This is a genomic window from Helicobacter zhangjianzhongii (assembly GCF_030249855.1).
GTDB classification, from domain to species: domain Bacteria; phylum Campylobacterota; class Campylobacteria; order Campylobacterales; family Helicobacteraceae; genus Helicobacter_B; species Helicobacter_B zhangjianzhongii.
Window position 1 is genome coordinate 28,769 of record NZ_JANURN010000001.1, and the last position, 23,866, is coordinate 52,634.

General features: G+C 47.3%; 16 protein-coding genes. 6 read left to right on the forward strand and 10 right to left on the reverse strand.

All coding sequences use genetic code 11. From position 1 onward, the window contains the following. The first annotated feature begins 5 nt into the window (after positions 1-5). A complete protein-coding gene (locus NYG90_RS00145; RefSeq protein WP_350338536.1) occupies positions 6-4,760 on the forward strand; it encodes a type ISP restriction/modification enzyme in 4,755 nt (1,584 codons plus the stop codon). A 29-nt stretch (positions 4,761-4,789) separates the two neighbouring features. Here the strand turns inward: NYG90_RS00145 and NYG90_RS00150 are convergent, their stop codons facing one another. From NYG90_RS00150 to NYG90_RS00160, 3 genes are all read right to left on the reverse strand, one after another. Beyond that, positions 4,790-5,164, reverse strand: a complete 375-nt coding sequence (locus NYG90_RS00150) for a GtrA family protein (protein ID WP_285256175.1) — start codon at positions 5,162-5,164, stop codon at positions 4,790-4,792. Positions 5,165-5,370: 206 nt separating this feature from the next. Continuing rightward, positions 5,371-5,577, reverse strand: coding sequence for a hypothetical protein (locus tag NYG90_RS00155; protein ID WP_285264506.1), 207 nt, complete (start codon positions 5,575-5,577; stop codon positions 5,371-5,373). An 88-nt stretch (positions 5,578-5,665) separates the two neighbouring features. Next, a complete protein-coding gene (locus NYG90_RS00160; RefSeq protein WP_285264507.1) occupies positions 5,666-7,399 on the reverse strand; it encodes a hypothetical protein in 1,734 nt (577 codons plus the stop codon). On the opposite strand from NYG90_RS00160, the gene NYG90_RS00165 reads away from it, so the two are divergent. Next, the gene (locus NYG90_RS00165; protein WP_285264508.1) at positions 7,362-7,604 is read left to right on the forward strand and encodes a hypothetical protein; all 243 of its coding nucleotides are present in this window, start codon (positions 7,362-7,364) and stop codon (positions 7,602-7,604) included. The two genes, NYG90_RS00160 and NYG90_RS00165, sit on opposite strands and share 38 nt — an antisense overlap. A 156-nt stretch (positions 7,605-7,760) precedes the next feature. Here NYG90_RS00165 and NYG90_RS00170 read toward each other — a convergent pair whose 3' ends face one another. The 6 genes from NYG90_RS00170 to NYG90_RS00195 form a co-directional block, all read right to left on the reverse strand. Beyond that, positions 7,761-8,720, reverse strand: coding sequence for a class I SAM-dependent methyltransferase (locus tag NYG90_RS00170; RefSeq protein ID WP_285264509.1), 960 nt, complete (start codon positions 8,718-8,720; stop codon positions 7,761-7,763). Between the two features lie 72 nt (positions 8,721-8,792). After that, complete coding sequence (locus NYG90_RS00175) at positions 8,793-10,970, reverse strand: DUF8201 family protein (protein WP_285264510.1); 2,178 nt, start codon at positions 10,968-10,970, stop codon at positions 8,793-8,795. Between the two features lie 27 nt (positions 10,971-10,997). Beyond that, the gene (locus tag NYG90_RS00180) at positions 10,998-12,416 is read right to left on the reverse strand and encodes a glycosyltransferase family 2 protein (protein ID WP_285264511.1); all 1,419 of its coding nucleotides are present in this window, start codon (positions 12,414-12,416) and stop codon (positions 10,998-11,000) included. Between the two features lie 107 nt (positions 12,417-12,523). Continuing rightward, entirely contained in the window at positions 12,524-14,203 is a 1,680-nt protein-coding gene (locus NYG90_RS00185; protein ID WP_285264512.1) for a GDSL-type esterase/lipase family protein, read from the reverse strand. Next, a complete protein-coding gene (locus tag NYG90_RS00190; RefSeq protein WP_285256182.1) occupies positions 14,196-15,632 on the reverse strand; it encodes an SGNH/GDSL hydrolase family protein in 1,437 nt (478 codons plus the stop codon). The genes NYG90_RS00185 and NYG90_RS00190 overlap by 8 nt, the downstream gene beginning before the upstream one ends. Then, positions 15,632-17,065 (reverse strand): MBOAT family O-acyltransferase, encoded by a 1,434-nt coding sequence (locus NYG90_RS00195; protein ID WP_285256183.1) that lies wholly within the window; start codon positions 17,063-17,065, stop codon positions 15,632-15,634. Before NYG90_RS00195 ends, NYG90_RS00190 begins: the two co-directional genes overlap by 1 nt. A gap of 298 nt (positions 17,066-17,363) precedes the next feature. On the opposite strand from NYG90_RS00195, the gene NYG90_RS00200 reads away from it, so the two are divergent. Beyond that, positions 17,364-19,019, forward strand: a complete 1,656-nt coding sequence (locus tag NYG90_RS00200; RefSeq protein WP_285256184.1) for a methyl-accepting chemotaxis protein — start codon at positions 17,364-17,366, stop codon at positions 19,017-19,019. 246 nt (positions 19,020-19,265) lie between these two features. Then, the gene (locus NYG90_RS00205) at positions 19,266-21,497 is read left to right on the forward strand and encodes a TonB-dependent receptor (RefSeq protein ID WP_285264513.1); all 2,232 of its coding nucleotides are present in this window, start codon (positions 19,266-19,268) and stop codon (positions 21,495-21,497) included. On the opposite strand, the gene NYG90_RS00210 is transcribed toward NYG90_RS00205, so the two are convergent. Next, complete coding sequence (locus NYG90_RS00210) at positions 21,468-21,695, reverse strand: hypothetical protein (protein ID WP_285264514.1); 228 nt, start codon at positions 21,693-21,695, stop codon at positions 21,468-21,470. The genes NYG90_RS00205 and NYG90_RS00210 overlap by 30 nt on opposite strands. A 139-nt stretch (positions 21,696-21,834) precedes the next feature. Between NYG90_RS00210 and NYG90_RS00215 the strand changes: the two genes are divergently transcribed. After that, positions 21,835-22,065 (forward strand): hypothetical protein, encoded by a 231-nt coding sequence (locus tag NYG90_RS00215; RefSeq protein WP_285264515.1) that lies wholly within the window; start codon positions 21,835-21,837, stop codon positions 22,063-22,065. Next, a complete protein-coding gene (gene asnB, locus NYG90_RS00220; protein ID WP_491545790.1) occupies positions 22,055-23,779 on the forward strand; it encodes an asparagine synthase (glutamine-hydrolyzing) in 1,725 nt (574 codons plus the stop codon). Before NYG90_RS00215 ends, asnB begins: the two co-directional genes overlap by 11 nt. Positions 23,780-23,866: the final 87 nt, after the last annotated feature.

Sequence of the window (23,866 nt, forward strand, 5' to 3'; positions counted from 1 at the left end):
TTGTCATTTTCTCCACCTACCAAAGCCTAGATGTCATCATAGACTCCCAAAAGCTCTTCACCAAACCCCTTAAAATCATCATAAACGACGAAGCCCACCGCACCGCCGGCGTGCAGAAGCTCGATGAGACCGGCAATGTCAAAGAAATCAGCGTATGGCAGAAAACCCACGACAACGACCTGCTAAATGCCACCTACCGCCTCTACCTTACCGCTACGCCACGCATCTTCAGCGACAAGGCGAAAGACAAGCTCGCCAAAGCACGCAAAAACGACAATGCAAGCGAGCTGCTGCTCTTCTCAATGGATGATAAAAAGCTCTTTGGCAAGGAGATTTACTCTCTTAGATTCTCCCAAGCTATCGATCTTGGGCTTTTGAGCGATTTTCGTGTCATCATAAGCTATATCAATGAGAAATACCTAGCCGACTATACCAATAAGCTCACCCAAGCCCAAGAAAGCTCTAGCCTAACCCTAGAAAACGCAGGCAAAATGGTCGCTTTCACCAACGCTATGAAAAAGCGCAATGTAAGCTTCATCGATGAGCGCGGCAAGCAAGAGTCCTATACAGATACCAATCCTATGCGCAAGGCTCTGGCATTCCACTCTAAAATTAGCGACTCTACGAGAATGGCTGGGTATTTTAATGGCGAAAAAAGCGTGATTGATAGAGACATAGTTTTCACCCATATTGATGGCAAGGATAATGCCAGCACCAAGTCACATAAGCTCGCTTGGCTTAGTGAAGCCCCTAAGGAAGAAGCGCGCGTGCTAAGCAATGCTAAATGCTTGACAGAGGGCATTGATGTGCCTAGTCTTGATGCGGTGTGCTTCTTTGACAAGCGGGATTCTGTGGTCGATGTAGTCCAAGCGGTAGGGCGAGCGATACGCAAGAGTGATGGCAAGAAATATGGCTATATCATTTTGCCTTTAGTGCTAAGTGATGAAGAGATCAAAAGCTATGACAAAACCCTTAAAGGCGATAAATTCAAAATCGTATGGCAGACGCTTAAAGCCCTTAGAAGCCACGATGAGCGGCTAATCGATGAAGCTAGGATCAACGAAGTAGTAAGCATTGCAGGTGGTGGTGGTGATACGCCCTTGCCGCAAACAGAGCTTTTCACCCTAAGCGAGCTTTTTAATGAGATGAAAAACGCCGTGCCCAAAAACCTAGGCGACCTGCAGTATTGGGAAAACTACGCAAGCAAAGTCGGCGATATTATGCAAGCCCTCATACTTCGCATACAAGCCCTGCTAGATTCTAGCTCTGCTATACAGAAGCTCTTTAGCACCTTTTGCAAAGCCTTGCAGGGCAATCTAAACGCCAGCTTTAATGAGAGCGAAGCCATAGCCCTAGTAGCCCAGCACATCATCACAAAGCCTATTTTTGAGTGCATATTCCCAAGTCTTGACTTCACCACCTTTGACAAAGTCTCTGCCGAGCTAGAGAAGCTCCACACCAAGCTCCTAGAGCAAGGGCTAAACGCCGAGACAAAGACACTAGAGAAGTTCTACATCTCCGTGCGCCAGAGTGCCGAGTATGCCAAAAGCGATAAAAGTAAGCAAAGCCTTATCAAAAACCTTTATGACACATTATTTAAGCAAGCGTTCAAAAAGACACAAGAAAAGCTAGGCATAGTCTATACCCCCATTGAGGGCGTGGATTTTATCATTCATTCAACTCAATACCTTTTGCAAAAGCACTTTGGCAAATCTTTGGGCGATGAGCATATCCACATAGCAGACCCATTTGTAGGCACGGGCACATTTATCACCCGCCTTATCCAAAGTGGCTATTTAGACTCTAGGCTAGAATCTAAATTTGTCAAAGAGCTGTGGGCAAATGAGATTACACTGCTGGGCTACTACATTGCGCAAATCAATATTGCCACGACTTACCACGAAAGACTCATTGCTTTGGGGGATTCAGCTTCGGGTAATCATTCCGCAGATTTTGGAGATTTGGAGGCAACCGCAGACTCTTGCTCTGCCCCCAAATCCCCAAAAAACTACGAAAGCCCCACCGCAAATCTTAGAATCCTTGAAGAAGAAAAACAGGCAAGGCGTGGCAATCCAAAAAACACAGAATCTAGCAATGAAGCTAAAAATCTAAGCGAGCAAGCAAAGGATTCTAGGATTTGCGATGAGAAATCGGGGCTTTGCGAAGCGACACAAGGGCGCGCACTTGGCGTGCGTAACCGCAGTGGCGATGAAGCAATCGCCGATTTATCGCGCAAAGCCCAATCCTCCAGCAAAAAGCCAACGCCAGAGATAAAGCTTTTTGATAATCTATTATTTACTGATACTTTCAACACCTACGCCCCAGACTCCAAAGGCTTCATCGGTAGTAAAGATGGCACACAAACGACCATAGATTCTCTCCCTTATTTGGAGAAAAACTACGCCAAAATCCAAGAGTTTAAAAACACCGAGTTTAAAATCTTTATGAGTAATCCTCCTTACTCCGCTGGGCAAAAGTCCGCTAATGATGATAACGCCAATGAAAAATCCCCCCATATTGACAAACGCATAAGCGAAACCTACCGAGCCAGATCGCTTGCCACTAGCACCAAAAACACCAGCTTTGACTCCTTCAAACGCGCCTTGCGTTTTATGAGCGATAGGATAGGAGAGAGCGGGGGGATTATAGGGCTTGTAATGAATGCAAGCTTTTTAGATAGCAATAGCGATGATGGCTTGCGCGCGTGCTTGGCAGATGAGTTTGACTATATCTATATCTTTAATCTTAGGGGCAATCAACGCACTTCTGGCGAGACTTCACGCAAAGAGGGTGGCAAATTTTTTGACTCCGGCTCACGCACCCCTGTGGCGATATGCTTTTTTGTCAAGCTAGATTCTAGTATGGATTGCCACGCCTTGCCTAGCGACAAGGCTCGCAATGACAAAAATCTAAACGACTCGCAGGCGGCAACAAAAGTGGATTCTAGCACCGCCCAAAATCCAAGCGACTCTGCAAAGGATTCTAGGATTTGCGATGAGAAATCGGGGCTTTGCGAATCGACACAAGGGCGCGCACTTGGCGTGCGTAACCGCAGTGGCGATGAAGCAATCGCCGATTTATCGCGCAAAGCCGAATCCACCAGCAACAATCCACAACCAAGCAAAGCCAAAATATATTACTACGACATCGGCGACTACCTCTCCCGCCAAACCAAGCTAAACATTATCCAAAACTTCAAATCCATAGAATCTATGGAAAGCAAGGGGCTTTTCACCCTCATCACGCCAAACAAAGACTACGACTGGATAAACCAGCGCGATTATAGCTTTATGGCTTTCACTCCTATGGGTAGCACAGGGCAGAAGCTAAAGCCCCTAGCCATAAACGCTAAAGGCGAATTAGAGCTAGAAATCTTTGAGCTTTTCTCTCAAGGCGTGGTAACAGGCAAAGATAATTGGAGCTTTAACTTCTCTAAAGAGAATCTAGCCAAAAACATTGCCCTTTGTATTGATACCTATAACACCGAGCGAGAAGCCCTAGCAGTAAACCCAGCTCATAAGCTCTGTAATGACCTAAGCAAGGTTACTTGGAGTGGAAGCTTAGATAAAAGAGTGAGAGCAAATAGAGAGCTAGCCTTTGATGAAAGCAGGATTAGAATCTGCTCTTATCGCCCTTTCACAAAGGAGTTTTTATATTTTGACAATGGCTATAACCATAGCCATTGTCAAATGGATAAAATTTATCCATTTGGTAATAAAGGCGAGGCGATAGCCTGCATAAATGGGGATTTTGAAAATGTGGCAATACAGGTTTTAGGCGTAGGTGCGACACATCATTTTTCTGCTCTTGCTAGCAATGGCATCGTAGATTTAGAACATATTTCAAAAGGGCATTGCTTCCCGCTCTACTACTATGAGCGAGTAGAATCTAGCGCAGAAAATGGGCAGATGACTATGGACTATGACTTGGTAGAATCTATGGATTGCCACGCGGAAAATAACGCTCGCAATGACGGGAAAAAAGTGGATTCTAGCAGGGCGTATTATCGCAGGAAAGACGCTATCCGCGATGAAGCCCTAGCATTTTTCCAAACCGCTTATAATGACAGCACGATAAACAAAGAAGCGATGTTTTACTACATTTATGCCATTTTGAATCACCCCGCCTACATCACCAAATACAAAGACAATCTCTCCAAAATGCTCCCTAGAATCCCGCTTATGCAGGACTTCTGGGGCTTTGTGGCAAGCGGCAGGGCATTAGCGCAGCTGCATTTAGAGTATGAGAGCTTCTGCGATGTAGCGTCTATGAGCGTGGCTTGCGGTGCGTTTGCCTGCCTAAAGGGCGATAGAGACACCGCGAGCAAGGATCAAGGCGGCTTGTTTGAGCAAGAGAGCAGAGCAAAGGCTAGGCAGGACATAGCCCAGCTAGAAGATAGCGACTTCACGCTAATTAAGCCCATACACTTCCTAACCAAAGGCTATAAACACACCATAATCTTTAACGACAAGCTAAGCATAGTCAATATCCCAGCCGCTGCCCACCGCTACCAAGTCAATGGCAAAAGTGCCATAGAGTGGATACTAGACCGCTACAAAATCAGCACCGATAAGGCAAGCGGCATAGTCAATGACCCAAATCTCTATGAGAGCACAAGCGGGGCATTATCTGGGCTAAAAGGCGGGCGATATGTCTGCGCGCTGCTGCTATCTGTCATCGAAATGAGCGTGCGCACAAGCGAGATCCTAGAGTCTATGCCAGAGTATAAGCTGCTAGAATCCCTAGATCCTATCTCATAGCCTGCCAATGCCTACCGATACGCCCCCAGCTACCGATACACCCCAAGGTAGCGCGCTAGGAAGTTAAACACAAACGCCACGCCTGTGGCGATGATCTTGCCCAGCATAGCCGAGAGCCCTAGCCACTCCACGCAGGCATAGAGCACTCCCATATCAATCACAAGCCCAAAAAAGCTCACCAAATACACCAGCACACCCTCTTTTAGCAAGGAGTGCTTGCGCGATGTGAAGATAAAGATCCTAGCGAAGATGAAATTCCACAAAGTCGCGATGACAAAGCTTAGCACCCCGGCAAGCAGATATTGCAGCCCAGCTTGCAAGCCTAGATAGAAAACCGCCCAATTGATAAGCGCAGCACTCCCGCCCACGATCCCATACTTCACAAAGCTAGCAATATGCCCCATACACCGCACTCCTAGAATCTAAAGCCGCGATTATACCCAATCAAAGCTAGATTCTAGGCTCTACCCTTGGGCGTTTTTCTGTCATTGCAAGCACATTGAAAATCCGCGTGGCAATCTATACTAGATTTTAGCTTGTCTTTATGGATTGCTTCGGCTACGCCTCGCAATGACGGAGAATGGGCGTTATCCTTAGAATCGGGGCTTTGTTAAAAAGTGGATTCTAGGATTTTTGCCTTTTGGGCGTTTTCTTTGTCATTGCGAGATTTTGACTTGTCAAAATCGTGGCAATCCACAGAATCCACCGCCCTTGCCCTAGAATCCTCGTTTGAAAACAATGCCGAAAAATCGCAAAACGCGGATTCTGCTAGCGCAATGGCGCGGCGATGATGATAAAGCTTATCACTAGAATCCACTTTTCACAAGGGCTGTTTTTGCCTGTGTGAGCCTGCTTGTGTGCTATGCAAAGCTTGCAATGGCAAAGCGCGATAAGCAAGCCTAGATCTACTCAATGGGCTTAAACTCCACCTTGATTTCGCGCCTTATAATCCCAAACTGCCTAAGCGTGTGCGCAAACCAAGGGAAAAACCACCCCTCCCACTGCCAGTGTGGAAACTCCTTTGGCACAAAAATACGCACCGATTCTAGCCCGCTAGACTCTGCCTCTATCACCTGGGCTACCCACGCTTTGGCATAGGCTCTATGCTGCAAGTAGGCATCTCTAGGTCGCTCATCATAGCCCTGAAATGGATGCAAAAAGCTAAAAATCACGACAAACACCGCCGGCGCGATGAGTCTAGGCACAAAGCGCAGCAGCACAGAGAGCCACACGCAAGCAGTGATCGCCACACTTAGCAGCAGCCCACTCATCAAATAATGCTTCGCCCCACAAGATGAGACGATCCCCACATAGCCGATCGCCAAAATCGCCAGCCAAAGAATGTGCGCCACAATAATGCCTCGAAGCTCTCTGTGCTTAAAGGCTAGGGCTAGCACGCACAATGCCAGCACGATAAAAAGCACCCAAAATCCCGCGCGGAAGCTTTTGAGATGCTTTATCGCATAGGAGATCCCAAAGCCAAAGTCATAGCCGCCGCAGTAGCTCCCACGACCGCCATTTAGCCCATACCACACCGCCACAAGAAATAGCCCCACACAAAGTGCTAGCACAAGCTCATAAAATCCAAAGGACTTCATAAGTGCTAGGAGGCTTAGGGATTTATGCTGATTGATTCTAGCAAGGGTGGCAAAGAGTAGCGCGACCCCACAATAGCTTGATAGGATAAGTGCGGAGCTTGTCATAGAAAACTGGCTAAGATAGAGTGCTAGTGCCCCTATGCCTATAAGTGCATATATGGTGGGATCAACGCGCTTGCAAGCGTGGGCTTGCTGCTTGCTAGGGCATAGAATCTGTGCAAATTGATAGCGCATAAGCAGGGTAAGCAGGGCTAGATTTAGGAGATTTGGGATAATGTAAAAGGCTGTGAGCGTAAGCGTGTAGCCTAGCCCCTCTGCTTGCAAATCCGCGGGCAAAAATAGCGGCATATAAGAAGCCTTGCTCGCGCAAAAGCCGATGATGACAAAGCTGCTCGTGCTAAAAAGAGCTAGAATCTGGTGGCGCGTGATAAGTAGGCTCAAGCGATAGAGGAGATAGCACAAAGCAAGCGTAGAGGCACTTAGCACAAACGCACAGGTATAGACCATCGCATCGATGAAGTCTAGCCCAAGTGGCATAAACACATACGCACACAGCACGCCAAGCCCCGCGTGTGCCAAAAGCGGCAGAATCCTATCTGGGATCCAGCCATTATCGCCTGGCTTCATCGTGCCATAGATACTAAGGTATTGCCAATCATCACCCCAAAAGGGCAAGCTAGGATAGCCATAGCCAAAAAAGAGCAAAAATATGCCAAAAAGCAGGGCAAAAAAGATGAGAGTATAGAGCGTGCTAGATCCTGCTTGCTTGTCGCTGCAAGCAGGCGTGGTAGAATCGCTGTCATTGCGAGCTTTACTTGGCAAGTCGTGGCAATCCACAGAATCCACCGCCCTTGCCCTAGAATCCGCTTTTTTACTCGTGGCGTTTTTGCCATCATTGCGAGCACATTGAAAATCCGCGCGGCAATCTATTTGCGTTTTTTCAAAAGTGGATTCTAGGGCTCCTCTATTTTGGGTATTTTTCTTAGAATCCACTTTTTGATTTATGGATTGCCACGCCACTGCTTGCGCAGTGTCTCGCAATGACAGACAAGGCGCATTGTGTGAAAAAGTGGATTCTAGTGCAAAGTCGCTCGCGGTTGGGTTTGTAATTTCAGTGCTACTTTGGGATTCTAGGATTTTTGAGCTAAAAACGGCGTTTTGTGTATTTTTTAGAGAATCTTGCTCGCGGTTGGATTTTCGTGCTAAAAATGGGGCTTCGCAAGGCGATTCAAGGGATTTACCTTGAGTGGTAATGAGCGCAGAATCGCCGCAGCGATCGCCATTTTTAGCCGAAAAGCCTACGCGTTCAAGTGTTCCCCCCCCGTTTGCTTGGTATCTCTCGCATATTTTCTCCTTTCAACATCAACAGCAAGCCGCGATTATACCCAATCAAAGCTAGATTCTAGCCGCGCTTGTGGATAATGGCGAAATTATTCATACCTAGCTGGAAGTATGTATGCTTTGTGAGTGTAAGCTCTGGGACAAGCGCGACTAGCTCGCGTAAATCGCGCTTGTTGTAGTAGCGTTTGTGATCGGCTATCTCTGCTTCACTCACAATCTTTAGCCTAAAGGCTAGAAACTCTAGCACAGGCTTGGCAGCGTGGCTTGGCACAGTCAGCACAAGCGCACCACTAGGCTTAAGAACGCGCGCGATTTCTTGCAGCATCGCGTGTGGGTGGTGCAAATGCTCTAGCACTGCTAGCATTGTTACTACTTCAAAGCTTTCATCGGGAAAGGGCAGGTGGCAGAGCTTGCCTTGCTTTGCTTCGGCTACGCCTCGCGATGATGAAAAGCTAGAATCTAAATTGCTAGATTCTAGGTCTGGGCTTATGGATTGCCGCGCCGACAAGTCGGCTCGCAATGACAGAAAATGGGCGTTGCTCTTAGAATCGTGGCTTTGTGAAAAAGTGGATTCTAGGGAAAGCTGCTCGCGGTGGGATTTTTGAGCTTGCGCCTGTTTTTTATTAACGCTTTTGGATTCTAAGATTTTGGAGCTAGAATCGTGGCTTTTCAAGCCGTGCAAGGAAGATAAGACTTGCGGTCTATCGACGCGGCGCGGCGATGAAATCCGCGATTCTAGCCCAAAAGCTGAATCCTTACTTAGTTCCCCCCCCCCCGTTTTATCGGCAAGCTTCTCCTCAAAAAAATAACTAAAAGTGCGGAGCTTTGGCGTATTGATACTAGGGGCTTTGAAGTCAATCCCAATGCCACTTGCGATATAAGGCTCAATTTCTTTCAAAAGCCTTGCCTCCCAGCCACAGCCTATATCAAGCACGCTAGGATTGCTAAAGGCTTGGATCGTGGGCAGCACACGAGCTAGGCGCATTTTGCGCAAGGTGGATTCTAGTAGGGCTTCTTTCATTGATTTTTCCTTTGCATTGACTCTTCCTTTGCATTGATTTTTCTGCGTTGTATTTTTCTTGTTGTAGTCTCGCTAGGGCTTAGGCTCTTGCGTGTAGAACATCTCTCTGCCCCAAAACTCCCCCTTGCCTAGATTCTGGTTGAAGTAAGGCGTCATCGGGCGCGCTTCATACAAGATCGCTTGCGTATTGTCATTGGGCGTGTCAAAGCGCACATACTCCAGCACGCCTAGATCGCTCACGCGTTTTTGCACATAGACTTCTCGCACTTTGGGATACTCTAGTATCGCCCATTTATCGTGGCGGTAGAGATTAGGCACGCTAATCAGGCTAGCAAGCACAAATCCCCCCATAAGCCACCTTGTGCCAAATCTCTGCCACATAAGCCCCACAAGCAGCACCGCCCACACGATCACAAACGCATACCGCCCATTCATAAACATCGGCACACACGCCAGCACAAAGGCACAAGCTAGCCACCACGACCTAGCCTTGTATGCCTGCATTACAATATAGCCAAAAAGCACCGCTAATAATGGGATCAAATACACCATACCAAAGCGCGGATCAGGTCCGGCGAAAAACCAATACACCACCCCTATGGCAATACACCCAAGCACCACGCCAAAGCCGCTTATACGCCTGCGTGTGTAGAGCCTAGAGGCAAGCACAAATCCTAGCCCCATAAAAAAGCTATACACAAAATACTTGAAGTAGCTAAAATAGCGCGTCTTCATACCAAACCACTCCACCATCCACGCAGAGTCTGCTAGCACTTCACGGCAGTTTTTCATCGGCGCGCGCGCCCAGCTCATAATCCAGCATACTTCATTTTGCCTTGCTTCTTCACTCACCGCCCAAGGCAGGCTTGTGATATAGCCAATGCTTGCAGGATAAGCGATCATTCCTGAAGTCGCCAGCCCCTTAAGCACCCAAGGCAGCACGAGAATCGCACTAAGCGCGCCTAAGCCCAAAAGCCCTAGCAAAAATTTCTTGCTTAGGATTTGGGATTTATACACAAGCACAAAGCTTATGATCACAGCTAGGATTAGGGCGAAGTTGGCGATTTTGACCATTGTGGCAAAGAGGGCAAAGAGAAAGAGAAGCGCGAAGAGCGGTGTTGCGGTATTGTCCCTAGAATCCACTTTTTCACTTGTGGCGTTTTTTCTGTCATCGCGAGCAAGCGCGGTAGTGCTTGCGTGGCGATCCACAAATTCCGCGCTAGCGGGATAGCCGCTCCTAGAATCCACTTTTGGCGCGGATTCTTTTATGGATTGCCGCGCCACTGCTGGCGCAGTGTCTCGCAATGACGAGGGGGCGGATTTTTCACGCCTAGCCCCTTTTTCTTCTTCAAGGATTCTAGGAATTGCGGTATTGCTAGTGGTGCTTTTTGTGGATTTTGGGGCAGAGCTAGACTGATGGTCTGCGGTTGCCCTAAAATCCACAAAATCACTGCTATGATTACCCAAAGCCGAATCCATTATATACAAGAGGGCAGCAAAGATCGCTACCCCAAACACTACCCCCACCCCCTCCACATACAGCCCCATAAACTCGCCCCACTTCAAAATCAGCGGAAATGGCAGAAGTGCGCAGATGATAAAAAGCTCATAGAATCTAGGATCGCGGCTTTGAAGCAGGCGCATAAACGCCAAAAACGCGCTAAAAAGGAAGCTAAAATACATCACTTCATTGCCCACAAAGCTACGCAAGCTTGGGATCATCTGCGAGACATCAGTAAGCGCGTAAAATCCATAAATCAAGCCATTGTATCCCAGCCGCGTATGGACATTGCCCAGCCCAAAGACTAGCGGAGACTCTTGTATCCACGCAACAATCTGTATGTGGTAATTCACACTATCGCCCACAGAATCACTCATCGCGCTAAGAGGCAGCAGCACAAGCAGCCCCAGCCCCGCAGCTATACCAACCTCACGCGATATAAACTCTCTGCCTAGCCACGCAAAAAGCCCAAGCCCTAGCAGAGCTAGCACCACACTCACCCACCCCCACAGCGGGAAAAACAAATGCCACACGCAGACAAAAAACATAAGCATAAAGCCCCCAGCGATAAAGCTAAGCAAGCTTGCAAGGGCTAGCGAGTCTCCAAGCAAGCTCCCAAAGATCGCATACCGCTTGCACGCTAGCTTTAATGCCATAAGCCCATAGCCATACACCGCCAAAATCCACACACAAAGCACCAAGGCTATTGCCCCATTTATCATCGTAATATGTAAAAGCTTTTCTATCATCGCTAATCCTTAAGAGTATTTGTGTAGCTAGCCCTTGAAGCGATACTTCACTATCGCCCACAGAGCGCGGAAGCCATCTTTAATGCCTATTTTCTTGCCCTCTTCATAAGTCCTGCCATAATAGCTTATGCCCACCTCATAGATTCTAATGCCCTTGATCTTGGCGATTTTTGCCGTGATCTCTGGCTCAAAGCCAAAGCGATTTTCCTCTATGCTAATGCTTTGGATAATCTCGCGCTTAAACACCTTGTAGCAAGTCTCCATATCAGTTAGATTTAGGTTTGTCATCATATTTGATAGCAGGGTTAATAGCCCATTGCCCATTCTATGCCAGAAGTAAAGCACGCGGTGGGACTCCCCACTCACAAAGCGCGAGCCAAACACCACATCTGCCACGCCTCTTTCAAATGGGGCTAGAAGCTTTGGATATTCATTTGGGTCATATTCTAAATCAGCATCTTGGATCAGCACGAGATCGCCGCTTGCTTGCGTTATGCCGGTGCGTAAAGCCGCGCCTTTGCCTTGGTTTTTGTCGTGGTAGAGAATCTTTAAAGAGCAGTTTTCTTGGCTAGGCTGCAGCGTAGCTAGAATCTCCCTTGTGCCATCGGTGCTGCAATCATCAATAATGACAATTTCTTTATGATAAGGGATTTGCACGCTTTGCACCGCTTGTAAAATATCTGCGATCGTGGATTTTTCATTAAAGCAGGGAATGATAATGGAGATAGAATCTAAGGTGCTTTTGCCATCATTGCAAGCGATAGCGTGTGGAGCGGTTGTTTTGCTGTCATTGCGAGCCGCTGCGTGAGCTGCGGCGCGGCAATCCACCCTAGAATCCACTTTTCTAGATTCTAGGCTCTCTACCCTTTGGGCGTTTTTCTTAGAATCCGCTTTTGCGCCTTTATGGATCGCCACGCCACTTTGCGCGGCTCGCGATGACAGGAAAAGGGCTTCACTCGCTCGCGATGACGGAGAATGAGCGTTGCTAGAATCCGCTTTTTGTGTATCGGCGGTGGCGTTTTCAAACGAGGATTCTAGGAGTTGGGCGGTTTTCTGTATGGATTGCCACGCCACTGCTTGCGCAGTGTCTCGCAATGACAGAAAATGAGCGTGGCTTTTTTCAAACGAGGATTCTAGGGAAAGCTGCTCGCGGTGGGATTTTTGAGCTTGCGCCTGTTTTTTATTAACGCTTTTGGATTCTAGGATTTTGGAGCTAGAATCGTGGCTTTGTGAGTTTTGTGGTGCAAAGTCGCTCGCGGTGGATTTACTAAAGAAACTGCGGCTGCGCCTTGTTTTGTGATTTTCACTACTGCTTTGGGATTCTAGGATTGTAGATGAGAAATCGCCGCTTTCAAGGCGTGGGCGAAGGGATTTATCTAGGCGATAATGAGCAAGCCCACGCCGCAGAATCGGTGATTTATCGCTACAAGCCGAATCCCTCCGCAAAAAGCCTACGCGCTCAAGTGTTCCCCCCCCCCCCGTTTGGTTGGCATCTCTCTCATACTCTCTCTCCTTTCAACATAAATCGCGCATTATAGCCAATTTTATAACGCCTAAAAATCTTTAAGCTCTAAATCCTGCCATATCTCTTGCGGTGCGCTGGACTCTGCTGGCAGGGGGAGAGAGTGGGTAGCAGGCTCTGTGTGCGGGGCTGTGGAGCTTGGCGAGCTAGGATCTAATGCACTAGAATCTAGCGCATTAGATTTCTGTGCTGGGTCTTGTGAGGGTGGCAGCTGCTGGGACTCTTGGGGAGGGGTGGCTGTGGGCTCTTTTGTATTTTGGGATTCTTGCGCGTTTTTGGGGGCTTGTGTTTGTGTGGCTTCTTCAGGGGCATTTGTGGATTCTAGGGGCTTTGACTCTTGTGATTTGGCTTTTTTGCTGGGCTTTTTGGCGTGCTTTTGGGCTAGCTCTTTTAGGTGCAAGGCAAGCGACTCTGCTACGAGCTTGTAGCCATAGGGGGTTAGATGCACATCTTGCTTTGAGAGAGCTTGGGCGATCCACTTTTGCTTCCCGCCGCTCTCATCGATTAGCTCCTGCATATCAAAATACAAGCTTTTCTCATCTTTAGCCAGATCTTTTGTAGCATTACGCACGCTTTCATAGCTTTTGCTTTGGACATAGCTGCCGCTTTTTTGCTTCAAGCGCACTTGCGGCGCACCTAGTAGGAGGATACTTGCTTTGGGCTGGAGCTTGCGCAGAGTGCGGATAAATGTGGCGAAATTTTGCTTATAAAGCTTGGTGTTGATCGTGGGCGAGATCGCGTCATTTGAGCCATAGGATATGATGATTAGATCACAATCAAGCCCCCCTAGCTCCTCTTGCCACAGCCCTTGCTCCCATTTTTGATACAAATCACTGCGCGCACCATTTATGCCGAGATTTACCACATAGCTATCGCCCTTTTGCGTGATGATATAGCCTCCTAGCAGAGCATTAGGCAGCAAGGATTCTATATGGATAGGGAAGTGCAGGGCGATAGGCGGGGAAATCTCCCATTGATCTGCGCTTTTTGCCCCTAGTCGCTTGGACTTGCCGCTAGAATCCTTCACCACAAATGCCCCCAAAGTGCTAGGGGCTTTAAACACAAAGCGCACGCTGAAGTCTTGATTGTCTTTAGGAAAATTGAGCGAGAGCTTGATAGATGCGCCCTCTTGCTTCGCACGCGCGATAATGCCCCCTAGCGGGTAGCTTCTCGCCCCATCTTTGCGCGAGTTGATAAGCTCAAAGCCCTTGTGCTGGTAGTGTGTGAGTAGATTTTGGTGGAAAGGCGGAAAGATAGGATACACAAAGCCGATAGAATCCACCTCCATAAGCCGCTCGCGCAGCACGCGCGGGATATAATCCCCTGCGATATGAGAGTCCCCAAGCACTGCGATCCTTAGCCCTTGGTCTTTAGCCTTGTGTGCTTGCGTGAGCTTAGAGGCTAGGTGCGAGAAATTGTCCTCGCCAAAGTCGATGAGCTCGCCCTTTTTTGCCATAGAGTCTAGCACGCTTTGGGCTGGGAGCTTGGGGGCTGGCTTTTTGGCTTTGGGCTTTTTGTGGGATTTGGTGGATTTAGATTGCGTGGTAGATGCTTTGGCTTGGGGCTTGGATTGGGTGGCTTTAGCATTGGGAGTGGGCTTTGTGGCAGCTTGGGAGCTGCTTGGCGTATTTTTGGAGCTTGGTGAGCTAGCTAGGGCGATACTCGGGCTAGCACAGACACACAATAGACAAAACAAGAGAAATTTACGCATTAGTCTTTTCTAAAGTGGATTCTAGCCCAGCAAACCTAGAATCCACTTTTTTGCTAGCGGCGTTTTTTCTGTCATCGCGAGCGGCGTGAGCCGCGTGGCGATCCATAATGTTTGCGGCATTGTGTGAAAAAGTGGATTCTAGGGCTGTGGTAGATTTTTGTATGGATTGCCACGCCACTGCTGGCGCAGTGTCTCGCAATGACGGAGAATGGGCGTTATCCCTAGAATCCACTTTTTTACTTTGCGGCTGGTTTTCAATGTCGGCTGGTTTTTCACTTGTAGCTCGATTTTCTTCTTCAAGGATTCTAGGAGTTGCGGTATTGCTAGTGGGGCTTTTTGTGGATTTTAGGGGGGAGCTAGACTCAAGGTCTGCGGTTCCCCTAAAACAAGGGATACCGCTCGGCGTTAGCCGATGTTTCTTTAGAAAATCCACAAAATCACCGCTATGATTACCCAAAGCTGAATCCCTCTCAAAAAGAGCTGAATCCTCATCACTATCCCCACTAGAATCAACTACCTCTAGCCGCTCCAACAACAACCCCCCCAACACCCTCGACCCCTCCCCACTAAAATGTATCCCATCATTAGCGCGCAGCTTCACGCTCTTGCCACTCTCTGTCTTGCCATAAGCTGTATAGACTCCATCAGGGGCTAGCGCGGCATTTGATGGCAAAAACACTGCTTTATAGCTTGCCACTTCCCTAGCATACAGAGTGTTTAGAAACGCTAGCTTGGCATTAAGGCTAGGCTTTTTGACAATGGGAGCTTCATACCACACGACAATGGCATTATGCGCATTTGCTGTCTCTAAAATATCACGCACACGCCCTTGATACACTTCCACCCATTCAGGGCTAGCATATTTGATCTTAGGCATATTGTAGGGGTCATTTGCACCCACCATAATCACCACGATGTTGATATGCGGATTTTTCGCAAAGGCATCTTTAAGCGTCTTGCCCCAATCAAAAAAGTCTATATAAGTAAGCCCTGTGCTTTGCTTGGCTATATCAATCACGCTAAATCCGCGCTTTTTAAGCTCCAGCCCAAGCGTCATACCCACCCCTTGCATCAAAGAATCCCCGATAAACAAAAAAGTGGATTCTGGCTCTAGCGCGATTTTGCCCTCTTGTGTGATAAGCGGATAGATCACTTGCTCTATCAAATCGCTAGAATCCACTTCTTCTGCTACCTCTTCAGTCTCTTTGCTAGAGTTTAGGGCTAGCTCCTCTTGAGAGGGGAAAAGCCTTGCACGCAGAGCGTCAAGCCCACGCGCTGGAGTGCCTAGCACATAAAGCAGTGGCGAGCTAGGGTCAAAAGCAGCGATATGGTATTTTTGCTCGATGTAGGAAAACACGCTTTTATTCATCACCACAAGCACGATGACAAAGCCTAGCACAAGCGTTAGGAAAAACTCATAAATACGCATTAAAACCCCGCGTAGATGAAGTTTGGTATGCCATCAGGCATTAGGCAAAAGACCAAGAGAAGCACCGCCGCTAGCACAATGGGCTTTAGGATATTTGGGATTTTGTAGAGGTAGAAGACACATTGACGCAAGAGATTTTGACACAATGGATAGAGCATAAACAGCACCGCCCCCACTATGAGAATCCCCACTTCACGCAAGCCAATAGGCTTAGAAAAATTCTCCACAAATGCCCCCAAAAACGCCACAGAATCCCCAAAATCCTTATAGCAGAAAAACAGCCACGCAAAGCTCACAAAGCAAAAGGTGCAAGCCCTAGCCACAACGCCTGCAAGCACGCCGCTGCCAAGCCCAAGCCCCAAAGCCCTTAGGCTATTTAGCCACACAAGTCCAAGCCCGTGCAACGCCCCCCAGATAAGGAAATTCAGCGTATTGCCGTGCCAGATTCCAGATAAGACAAATGCCACCATCACAGCCATTTGCGCCCGCCAGAATCCATTTTTGCTCCCTCCTAGCGGGATATAGATAAAATCGCGGATAAAGGTAGAAAGACTGATATGCCACCTAGCCCAAAAGTCCTTGAGATTGCGCGCCATATAGGGCATATTGAAGTTTGGCGGGAGTGTGAAGCCTAGCATTAGCCCAAACGCACACACAAGATTGACATACCCGCTAAAGTCGCAATAAATCTGCACGCTATACCCAAATATCCCTAGCAGCAGCTCGATAGCGTTGTGATTGAGCGGATTACGCAAGATAGGCTCTGTGTATTCTTGCGTATAAGTGGCGATTAAGACCTTTTTGACAATCCCAAAAAGCAAAAGAGCGATGATGAGATTGGCACTTTTAGCCTGCCACAATCGCACAGACTTTAGCTGCGAGAAGAAAAAATCACTCCGCATAATAGGACCTGCAATAATGGTGGGGAAAAATGAGAGATAAATAGCGAGATTTGGCAGGGACTCTAGCTTGGGATTGGTGATATAGACATAGTCGCTTGGGATATGCTTTGCGTGATAAATCGCCACAAGATAGGTGATAGAAGCAAAGCTATAAAAGCTAAGCCCTAGGGGCAGCACAATATCTATATCCATAAAATCTAGCCCAAACAATCGCAAGAGATTTTCAAAGCCGTCTTTAAAGCTAGCAAAATACTTAAAAAAGCTCAAATTACACACCACCAGCGCGATGGCAGCTAGCAGCCCTGCTCTGCCACTGCCAGAACCCCCAGCTATCATAAAGCTAGCCCCAAAGATAAAGAGCGTATAGAGTGCTAGCACCAGCGCGAAGTAAAAGCTCCCAAACCCCCATAAAATCGCGTAGTTAAAGACAAGCAGCAGGGCATTCTGCCACGCTAAATGCTTATGCAAGCACCAATACGCGATAAAAAATGCGACAAACACCACACCAAATTCTATGGAGAAAAAAAACATATACTTCCTAAATATCTTAAGTGAAACCTAACGCTGTGCTGTAAGCTATATCAAGCAAGCAGTATAGCAAATCCCACCTTAAGCAAGCGCGATAATCTCGTTTAGCGTGCTATTGCGGGGATTATCGCTAGAGACTCTCCCAATCAAGCCCAAACAAGCATAATCCTACGCAACACTACTTGTCGTTACATATTTGCTATAAACTGCTTTCTAAATAATAAAAAATATTATTTATTTTTCTATATAATACGCGCAGCTGAATGCTTGATACCTAAATTTAGACTCTTAAAGGACTACTATGAACACAAAGGATAAAAAGAAGCCTATAAGTGTATTTGTGATCTTGGGCTTAGGATATGCCTTATTTGGTGTGATTATCCTAGCACTTTGTATCTATGCGATTATGCGCATAAGCTTTATTGATGCTAATCTCAAGCAAATCAACAACATAAATTCCGTGAAGCAGCGCGTAGCTATCGACTTCCGCGGAAGCGTGCATGACCGCTCCATAGCCATACGAGATGTCGTGCTACACACCCCCCAAAGCAAAGAATCGCTGGATTTTATCATCAAAGAAATAGCGACCCTAGAATCCAACTACACCAATGCTAGAGAGCGTATGAAGACACTTTTTGAAGCGACCAACGGGCTAGAATCACAAGAAAAAGAAATCCTTTCACGCATCGATGGTATTGATACCAAAGCCCTGCCCATCATACACGAGATCATCTCCTTGAAAAAAGCCGGCAATGATGAAGTAGCCACTGCCCGCTTGCAAGAAATCCGCCCACTTTTTGTAAGCTGGCTTGCTGTGATCAATGAGTTTATCAACCTAGAAGAGAGTAAAAATCAAGCCATCACGCCGCTTGTAGCCGATGTGGTCTCAATCTTTAAAGCTGTGTTTATCGCAAGCGTGGTTTTATCTATCATCTTTAGTATAGGGATCGCATTTTTCATTATTCGCTATCTCTCTAGGATTCTAGGTGGTGAGCCAAATGTCGCTAAAGCTAGTGTGAAGCTTATAGCCAGCGGAGATCTACGAGAATCTATCACTGCCATAGAAGGCTCTATGCTCAATGATATAGCCAATATGCAGCTAAAGCTTAAAGGCATTGTAAGCGAGATCCTAAAGAGTGCGCAAGAGATTTTCACCAATACCAAAGCCGTAGAGCAAGCAAGTGCCAACTCACAGCAAGCCTCCAAAGCCCAAAGCGATACCGCCAAATCAAGTGCCACTGCTATCGCACAAATCGCGCAGGGCATCGCGCAAATTGCAGAAATCGCCAAGCTCACAGAAGAAAACTCCGCCAAAACCCTAGAATCCGCCAAAAAAGGCAAGGAAGCAATGACTGATACCCAAGCCACGATTGATCAAGTAACACAAATGGTCAATACCTCTGCAAACCAGATTCTAGAGCTAGAAAAGCAGTCCAATGAGATTAGCCAAAGTGCGAGCCTCATCGCAGAAATCGCTGATCAAACAAACCTCCTAGCCCTAAATGCCGCCATAGAAGCCGCAAGAGCAGGAGAGCACGGCAGGGGCTTTGCGGTAGTAGCTGATGAAGTGCGCAAGCTAGCAGAGCGCACGCAAGATACCACCGCGCAGATTGCTACAATCATCAAGCATATACAAGATGAAATTAAGCGTGTGTCAAACTCTATGAACCAAGCCGTCCCCAGAGCGCAAAAGAGTATGGAGCTAGCCGAGCAGACTTCAAGCCTACTTGATGAGATCGAAGAGCAAGCCACAGATTCTCTAGAAAAAGCCCAAAGTGTCAGCACACAAAGCAACCAGCAAGAAGAAAGTGTCGCCAATGTAGAGCGCAGTATGCAAGAAATGGTGCAAGTCTCCAATGACACAAATATCCTTATGGAAAAAAGCCAAAGCTCCATAGCCCAGCTCTCTAAAATCTCCACAACACTCCAAGATAATATCAGCTTCTTTAGACTTTAGTCTATACAATGGCTATGCCCAGCTGCGTAGCCATTGTATTTACACTTTTCACGCTTCACACTATAACGCCAATATTTGATTCTAGCTCGCTTTTTGGGATTTTAGGATTTTAACGGCGCGGGATTTTTGATTTTAAATTGAGAATGATATTCATTTTTTAAGAAACATATAAACAAAAATTAGGAACTATTACCATTTAATAAATGTAGCGTAAATGCGCGACACAAACTACCACAAGGAAACATTATGGAACAAAAAGCGTTTGTATCATTGATCCTAGCAAGTATGCTAGCAGCCACGCTCCACGCAGACCAAAGCCAAAATGATAGCCCCACTAGCAATGAGCCAAGCACGCCAAGCCTAGAATCCACTTCTAAAGACGCGCCATCTACCCCCACGATGCTAAACCCTGTAAGTGCCTTTGCCAAGAAAAATGCCAAGCTAGATAGCCTAAACCGCAATACCTACACCCTAGACAAATCCCAAATCACCGACAAAGGCTACAATCAAAGCACCAATATCTTCCAATATATGCCTTTTGTAGGGCTGAACGACACAGGGCTTGGCAGCAATATCGACCTGCGCTCCCAAGGCGCACGCGCCAACACCTCCGTGCAAGTGCTGATAAATGGCGTGCCATCAAATATGCTAGATTCTAGCCACGGCGTAACGCCCATAAGCACTCTCTCACCAAACACCATAGAATCCATAGAGATCCTGCCCGGTGGCGGAGCGGTGATGTATGGCAATGGCACGCGCGGTGGGGTAGTCTCTATCACCACGCAAAAACGCTATGAAAAGCCCTTTTTCTCCGCAGGTGCGAGCTATGGCAATATCATCACTAGCACAGGGAATAATATCAATGCCGATGCAAAGTTTGGCACAAAGCTTAGGAGTGGCACGCGTAGCCCCATATATGTCTCTTTGGGCGCAGCTTATATCCACCAAGGCGGACCAAGGCAGGGTGATCTCACGCAAGGGGCGCAAGCAAATGGCTCTTTTGTCATAGATTTTGGCGATAGGGCGAGCTTGGATTTTAGCCTAGATTACTTTGGTGGGAGCATTAAAACAAGCCCGAACAACTCTTTCCAAATCACGCCAAACCCTAGCAAAAACGACCGCGACAAAGCCGGCTATGGTAGCCTGCACAACACCCAGCACAGAGTCGATGCAAGCCTAGGGCTAGTGGCACACCTAAGCGAGAGATCCAAGCTTGATGTGCGCACATTTTTTCACTTAAATCGCATTGATTATGTGGATTCTACGACTAATCTCGCGCTCTATATGAACGCCTTTAATAATGTGAGCGCGAATCAAAATGGCTCATTTTTTGATGATAAAAAGGCGGGCGTGATTGCCAAATACGACTTGCACCACGATAAAGGTCGCTTCATAGCCGGGCTAGAATCTATCTACAATCGTGGGGAGAGAGCGATGAATCAGCATATATTCTGGCAAGGCGATCCTGTGTCAATGATGGGGCAACAAGTCAGCAAATATGACCACACGATGAAAATCCCATTTCAAGGCAGCAAGTGGAGCAATGCGGCTTTTGCGATAGAAAAATACGATTTTACCAAGCGATTTTCACTCACAGGCGGGGCGCGCTATGAGTGGGCTTACTATGACATTGATGTCGCTTATGACTCTACCATAGCTATGACTATGGGCAATCGCCCTATGCAAATACCCACCACCGCCAAAGGCAGCCTGCAAGACTCGCTACACAACTACGCCCTAGAGCTTACCCCAAGCTATGCATATAGCGACTCTGGCGCGCTGTATTTGAAGTATGAAAAGGGCTTTTTCTCCCCAAGTCCCAACTCTTTACTAAAGCGCGATGGCAGGAGCTACACTGCTACAAATCTCAAAAAGGAAGAATACCACACCATAGAAGCGGGGATTAAGGACTTTTTTGGCGATTTTTTGAGCCTATCTCTTAGCGCGTTTTACACACTTACTACTAATGAGTTCTACACCATAGGCAATGCCCACTCCCTAGGCGGCGTAAGCTACAACAACTACGACTTCACGCAGCGCGCTGGGGTGGAAGCTTTCTCCCAGCAGTTTTTCTTCAACGATGTCCTGCACTTTAGCGAGAGCTTCACTTATGTTGATGCAAGGATTTTGCAAGATAATGGCAGCAAAACTAATCGTGCTATCCCCTACACAAGCAGCTACAAAGCTACTTTAGGAGCGAGTCTCTCTCTAGGGCGACACTGGAATCTATGGACCCAGCATAGCTTCTTTGGCGCGCAAAAGGACATTGTAGGCGGCAATATCCCCGCATATAGTCTAAGTGATATTGGCGTGGAGACAAACTATGGGGGCTTTTCTTTAAGTGCTGGGGTGCGCAATGTGTTTGATACCTTTTATTACAGCTATTACAACAGCGATAAAAGCGACCCCATCGCGGGCTATGGATTCTTAATAGGAGCTGGGCGCACGCTATTTGTGCAAGGGCGATATGAGTTTTAGCAATGTGGCTTTAGAGCGACCTTTGCACCGCGCTACTTTGCGCAACTTATGATGATAATAATGCCAAGCGGATTTGCAATATGCTTGCAATGACAGCCCCTTTATTGTCATCACGAGCCGATAAAGTCGGTGCGACAATCCAACGCTAGAATCTAGTATTGCAAAAGTGGATTCTAGCCATACTAACCCATTTGTCATACTAAGCTTTGAAGTGGATTATGGATTGCCACGAAACTCCTTACGGATTTTCTCGCAATGACAGCAAAAACGCGGATTCTAGGACTAACCCCACAAAAAATTTGTATAATTTCCGCTATTTTTATCACAAGGAGCTACTATGTGCGGGATTTTGGGGATTTTGGGACAAAGCGATGAAGCAAATTTCACCAAAGCACTCCACACACTCACCCACAGGGGACCAGATGCCTTTGGCGTGTATGCAGGGGAGTCTATCACGCTAGGGCACAGACGCTTATCGATCATCGATACCAACGAGCAGAGCAATCAGCCAATGCACTTTACAAATAGTAATATTTGCGGGGGGGGGGGCGAAGTGGATTCTAAATAGAAGTGATCAAAGCCCGCTTTATAGCATAGTTTTTAACGGAGAGATTTATAACTACATCGAGCTAAAAGAGCAGCTCAAAGCCAAAGGCTATATTTTCCACACGCAAAGTGATACTGAAGTCGCGCTAGCAAGCTTTATAGAGTGGGGGGAGTCCTGCTTAAACCGCTTCAATGGTATGTGGGCTTTGGCAATTTATGACCATAGAGCTAAACGCCTTTTCCTAAGCCGCGATCGCTTCGGCAAAAAGCCGCTATTTTACGCCTTTATCACCACGAGCAAAGGAGAGAAGCAGCTCATCTTTGCTAGCGAGATGAAAGCGATTTATCCCTACTTAGCACAAATTTCCCCATCACACACCTTTAGCGCGATGAGTGCTAGGGCAAATATCTTCTCCTATCCACAAACCCACGATACCCTAGTAGATGGGATCTACCGCTTCCCCTACTCACACTATGCTTTTGTCAATCTAGGAGATGGCAGCCTCACCCCCACGCGCTACTACAATATCCTAGACCACTTGCGCCCAGCCCCTAGCACCTATGAGCTAGCAAAGCAGGAGTTTTTCACACTCTTTTGCGATGCAGTGAGAGTGCGAATGCGCTCAGATGTAACCATAGGCACTGCGCTTAGTGGGGGGCTGGACTCTAGCGCGGTGATTTGCACGATGGCACACCTTGCCAAGCAGGGAGCAGAAGCGCAAAAAGACTGGCAGCACGCCTTTGTCGCCTGCTTTAAAGACACGCACCAAGATGAGAGCTGGTATGCCAAGCAAGTAGTCGATCATATCGGTATAAACGCGACTTTTAAGGAGATTGAGCCGCTAAAGGAGTGGGATAATATCTATAAATATTTCTATATGCTAGAAGATCTCTATGGGCGCATACTCCTGCACGATATTTTGATTTATAAAGAGCAAAGGAGCAATGGCATCACCGTGAGCCTTGATGGACACGGATCTGATGAGCTATTTTGCGGATATGGGCATATCCCCTATGCTTTGTGGGATAGCCGCTATCACCCACTGCGATTATGGCAGCTTTGCCACACGACTAATGGCACGCGCCTGCACCCAGAATCCACTTTTAGCGTGCTAAAATCTAGTCTAAATATGTTTGCTCGCACGGGGGTAAAAAGGCTTATCGGCAGAGAGATTATTAAAAGCGCGGATTCTAGCCACCCAAATTTCAAAGCTATGGATACGCTTAATCAAGTGCTGTATGTGCTGTTTTTTGAGACGCTGCTACCTGTGATTATCCGCGACTATGATAAATGCTCGATGATTTCAAGCATAGAGATACGAATGCCCTTTATGGATCATAGGCTTGTGGAGTTTATGTTTAGCCTGCCTTATCACTACAAAGTCGGCGGCGGCTATACTAAAAAGCTCTTGCGCGATAGCATTGGCACACTTATGCCAAGCTCTGTTACTTGGCGCAAGCCCAAGCTAGGCTTTAATGCGCCTATGGCAGACTGGATAGCGCGAGATAAAAGCCACAATGGGCTAAAAGAGTGGTTTTTAGACATTGCGCACTCTCAAGACTTCCTAGAGTGCCCCCTTGTGCCTAATGCCAAAGAGACAAAGGAGCAGATTCTAGCCCTAGCTAATGGCAATATCGCCCAAGAAAACGCCCAAAACACCGCAGAAGAAGTATGGTGCGCGCTCAATCCTTACCTATGGCAAAAGTCCATAGCCCAATACGCGCTTAGATTCTAGGGCAGATATGGGCTAGCACGCTTGCATAAAATGTAACAACCTAGAGCAAAAAGCTAGAATCCATATTGACAAAATTTTAGGCATTTG

Excerpts from the sequence above, each read along its gene's own strand:
- NYG90_RS00175 (WP_285264510.1), bottom strand. The coding sequence starts at position 10,970 with ATGATAGAAAAGCTTTTACATATTACGATGATAAATGGGGCAATAGCC.
- NYG90_RS00195 (WP_285256183.1), bottom strand. The coding sequence starts at position 17,065 with ATGTTTTTTTTCTCCATAGAATTTGGTGTGGTGTTTGTCGCATTTTTT.
- NYG90_RS00210 (WP_285264514.1), bottom strand. The coding sequence starts at position 21,695 with ATGACAAATGGGTTAGTATGGCTAGAATCCACTTTTGCAATACTAGAT.
- NYG90_RS00205 (WP_285264513.1), top strand. The coding sequence starts at position 19,266 with ATGGAACAAAAAGCGTTTGTATCATTGATCCTAGCAAGTATGCTAGCA.
- NYG90_RS00150 (WP_285256175.1), bottom strand. The coding sequence starts at position 5,164 with ATGGGGCATATTGCTAGCTTTGTGAAGTATGGGATCGTGGGCGGGAGT.
- NYG90_RS00165 (WP_285264508.1), top strand. The coding sequence starts at position 7,362 with ATGGATTGCCACGCCACTGCTTGCGCAGTGTCTCGCAATGACAGACAA.
- NYG90_RS00215 (WP_285264515.1), top strand. The coding sequence starts at position 21,835 with ATGTGCGGGATTTTGGGGATTTTGGGACAAAGCGATGAAGCAAATTTC.
- NYG90_RS00200 (WP_285256184.1), top strand. The coding sequence starts at position 17,364 with ATGAACACAAAGGATAAAAAGAAGCCTATAAGTGTATTTGTGATCTTG.
- NYG90_RS00185 (WP_285264512.1), bottom strand. The coding sequence starts at position 14,203 with ATGCGTAAATTTCTCTTGTTTTGTCTATTGTGTGTCTGTGCTAGCCCG.
- NYG90_RS00190 (WP_285256182.1), bottom strand. The coding sequence starts at position 15,632 with ATGCGTATTTATGAGTTTTTCCTAACGCTTGTGCTAGGCTTTGTCATC.
- NYG90_RS00170 (WP_285264509.1), bottom strand. The coding sequence starts at position 8,720 with ATGAAAGAAGCCCTACTAGAATCCACCTTGCGCAAAATGCGCCTAGCT.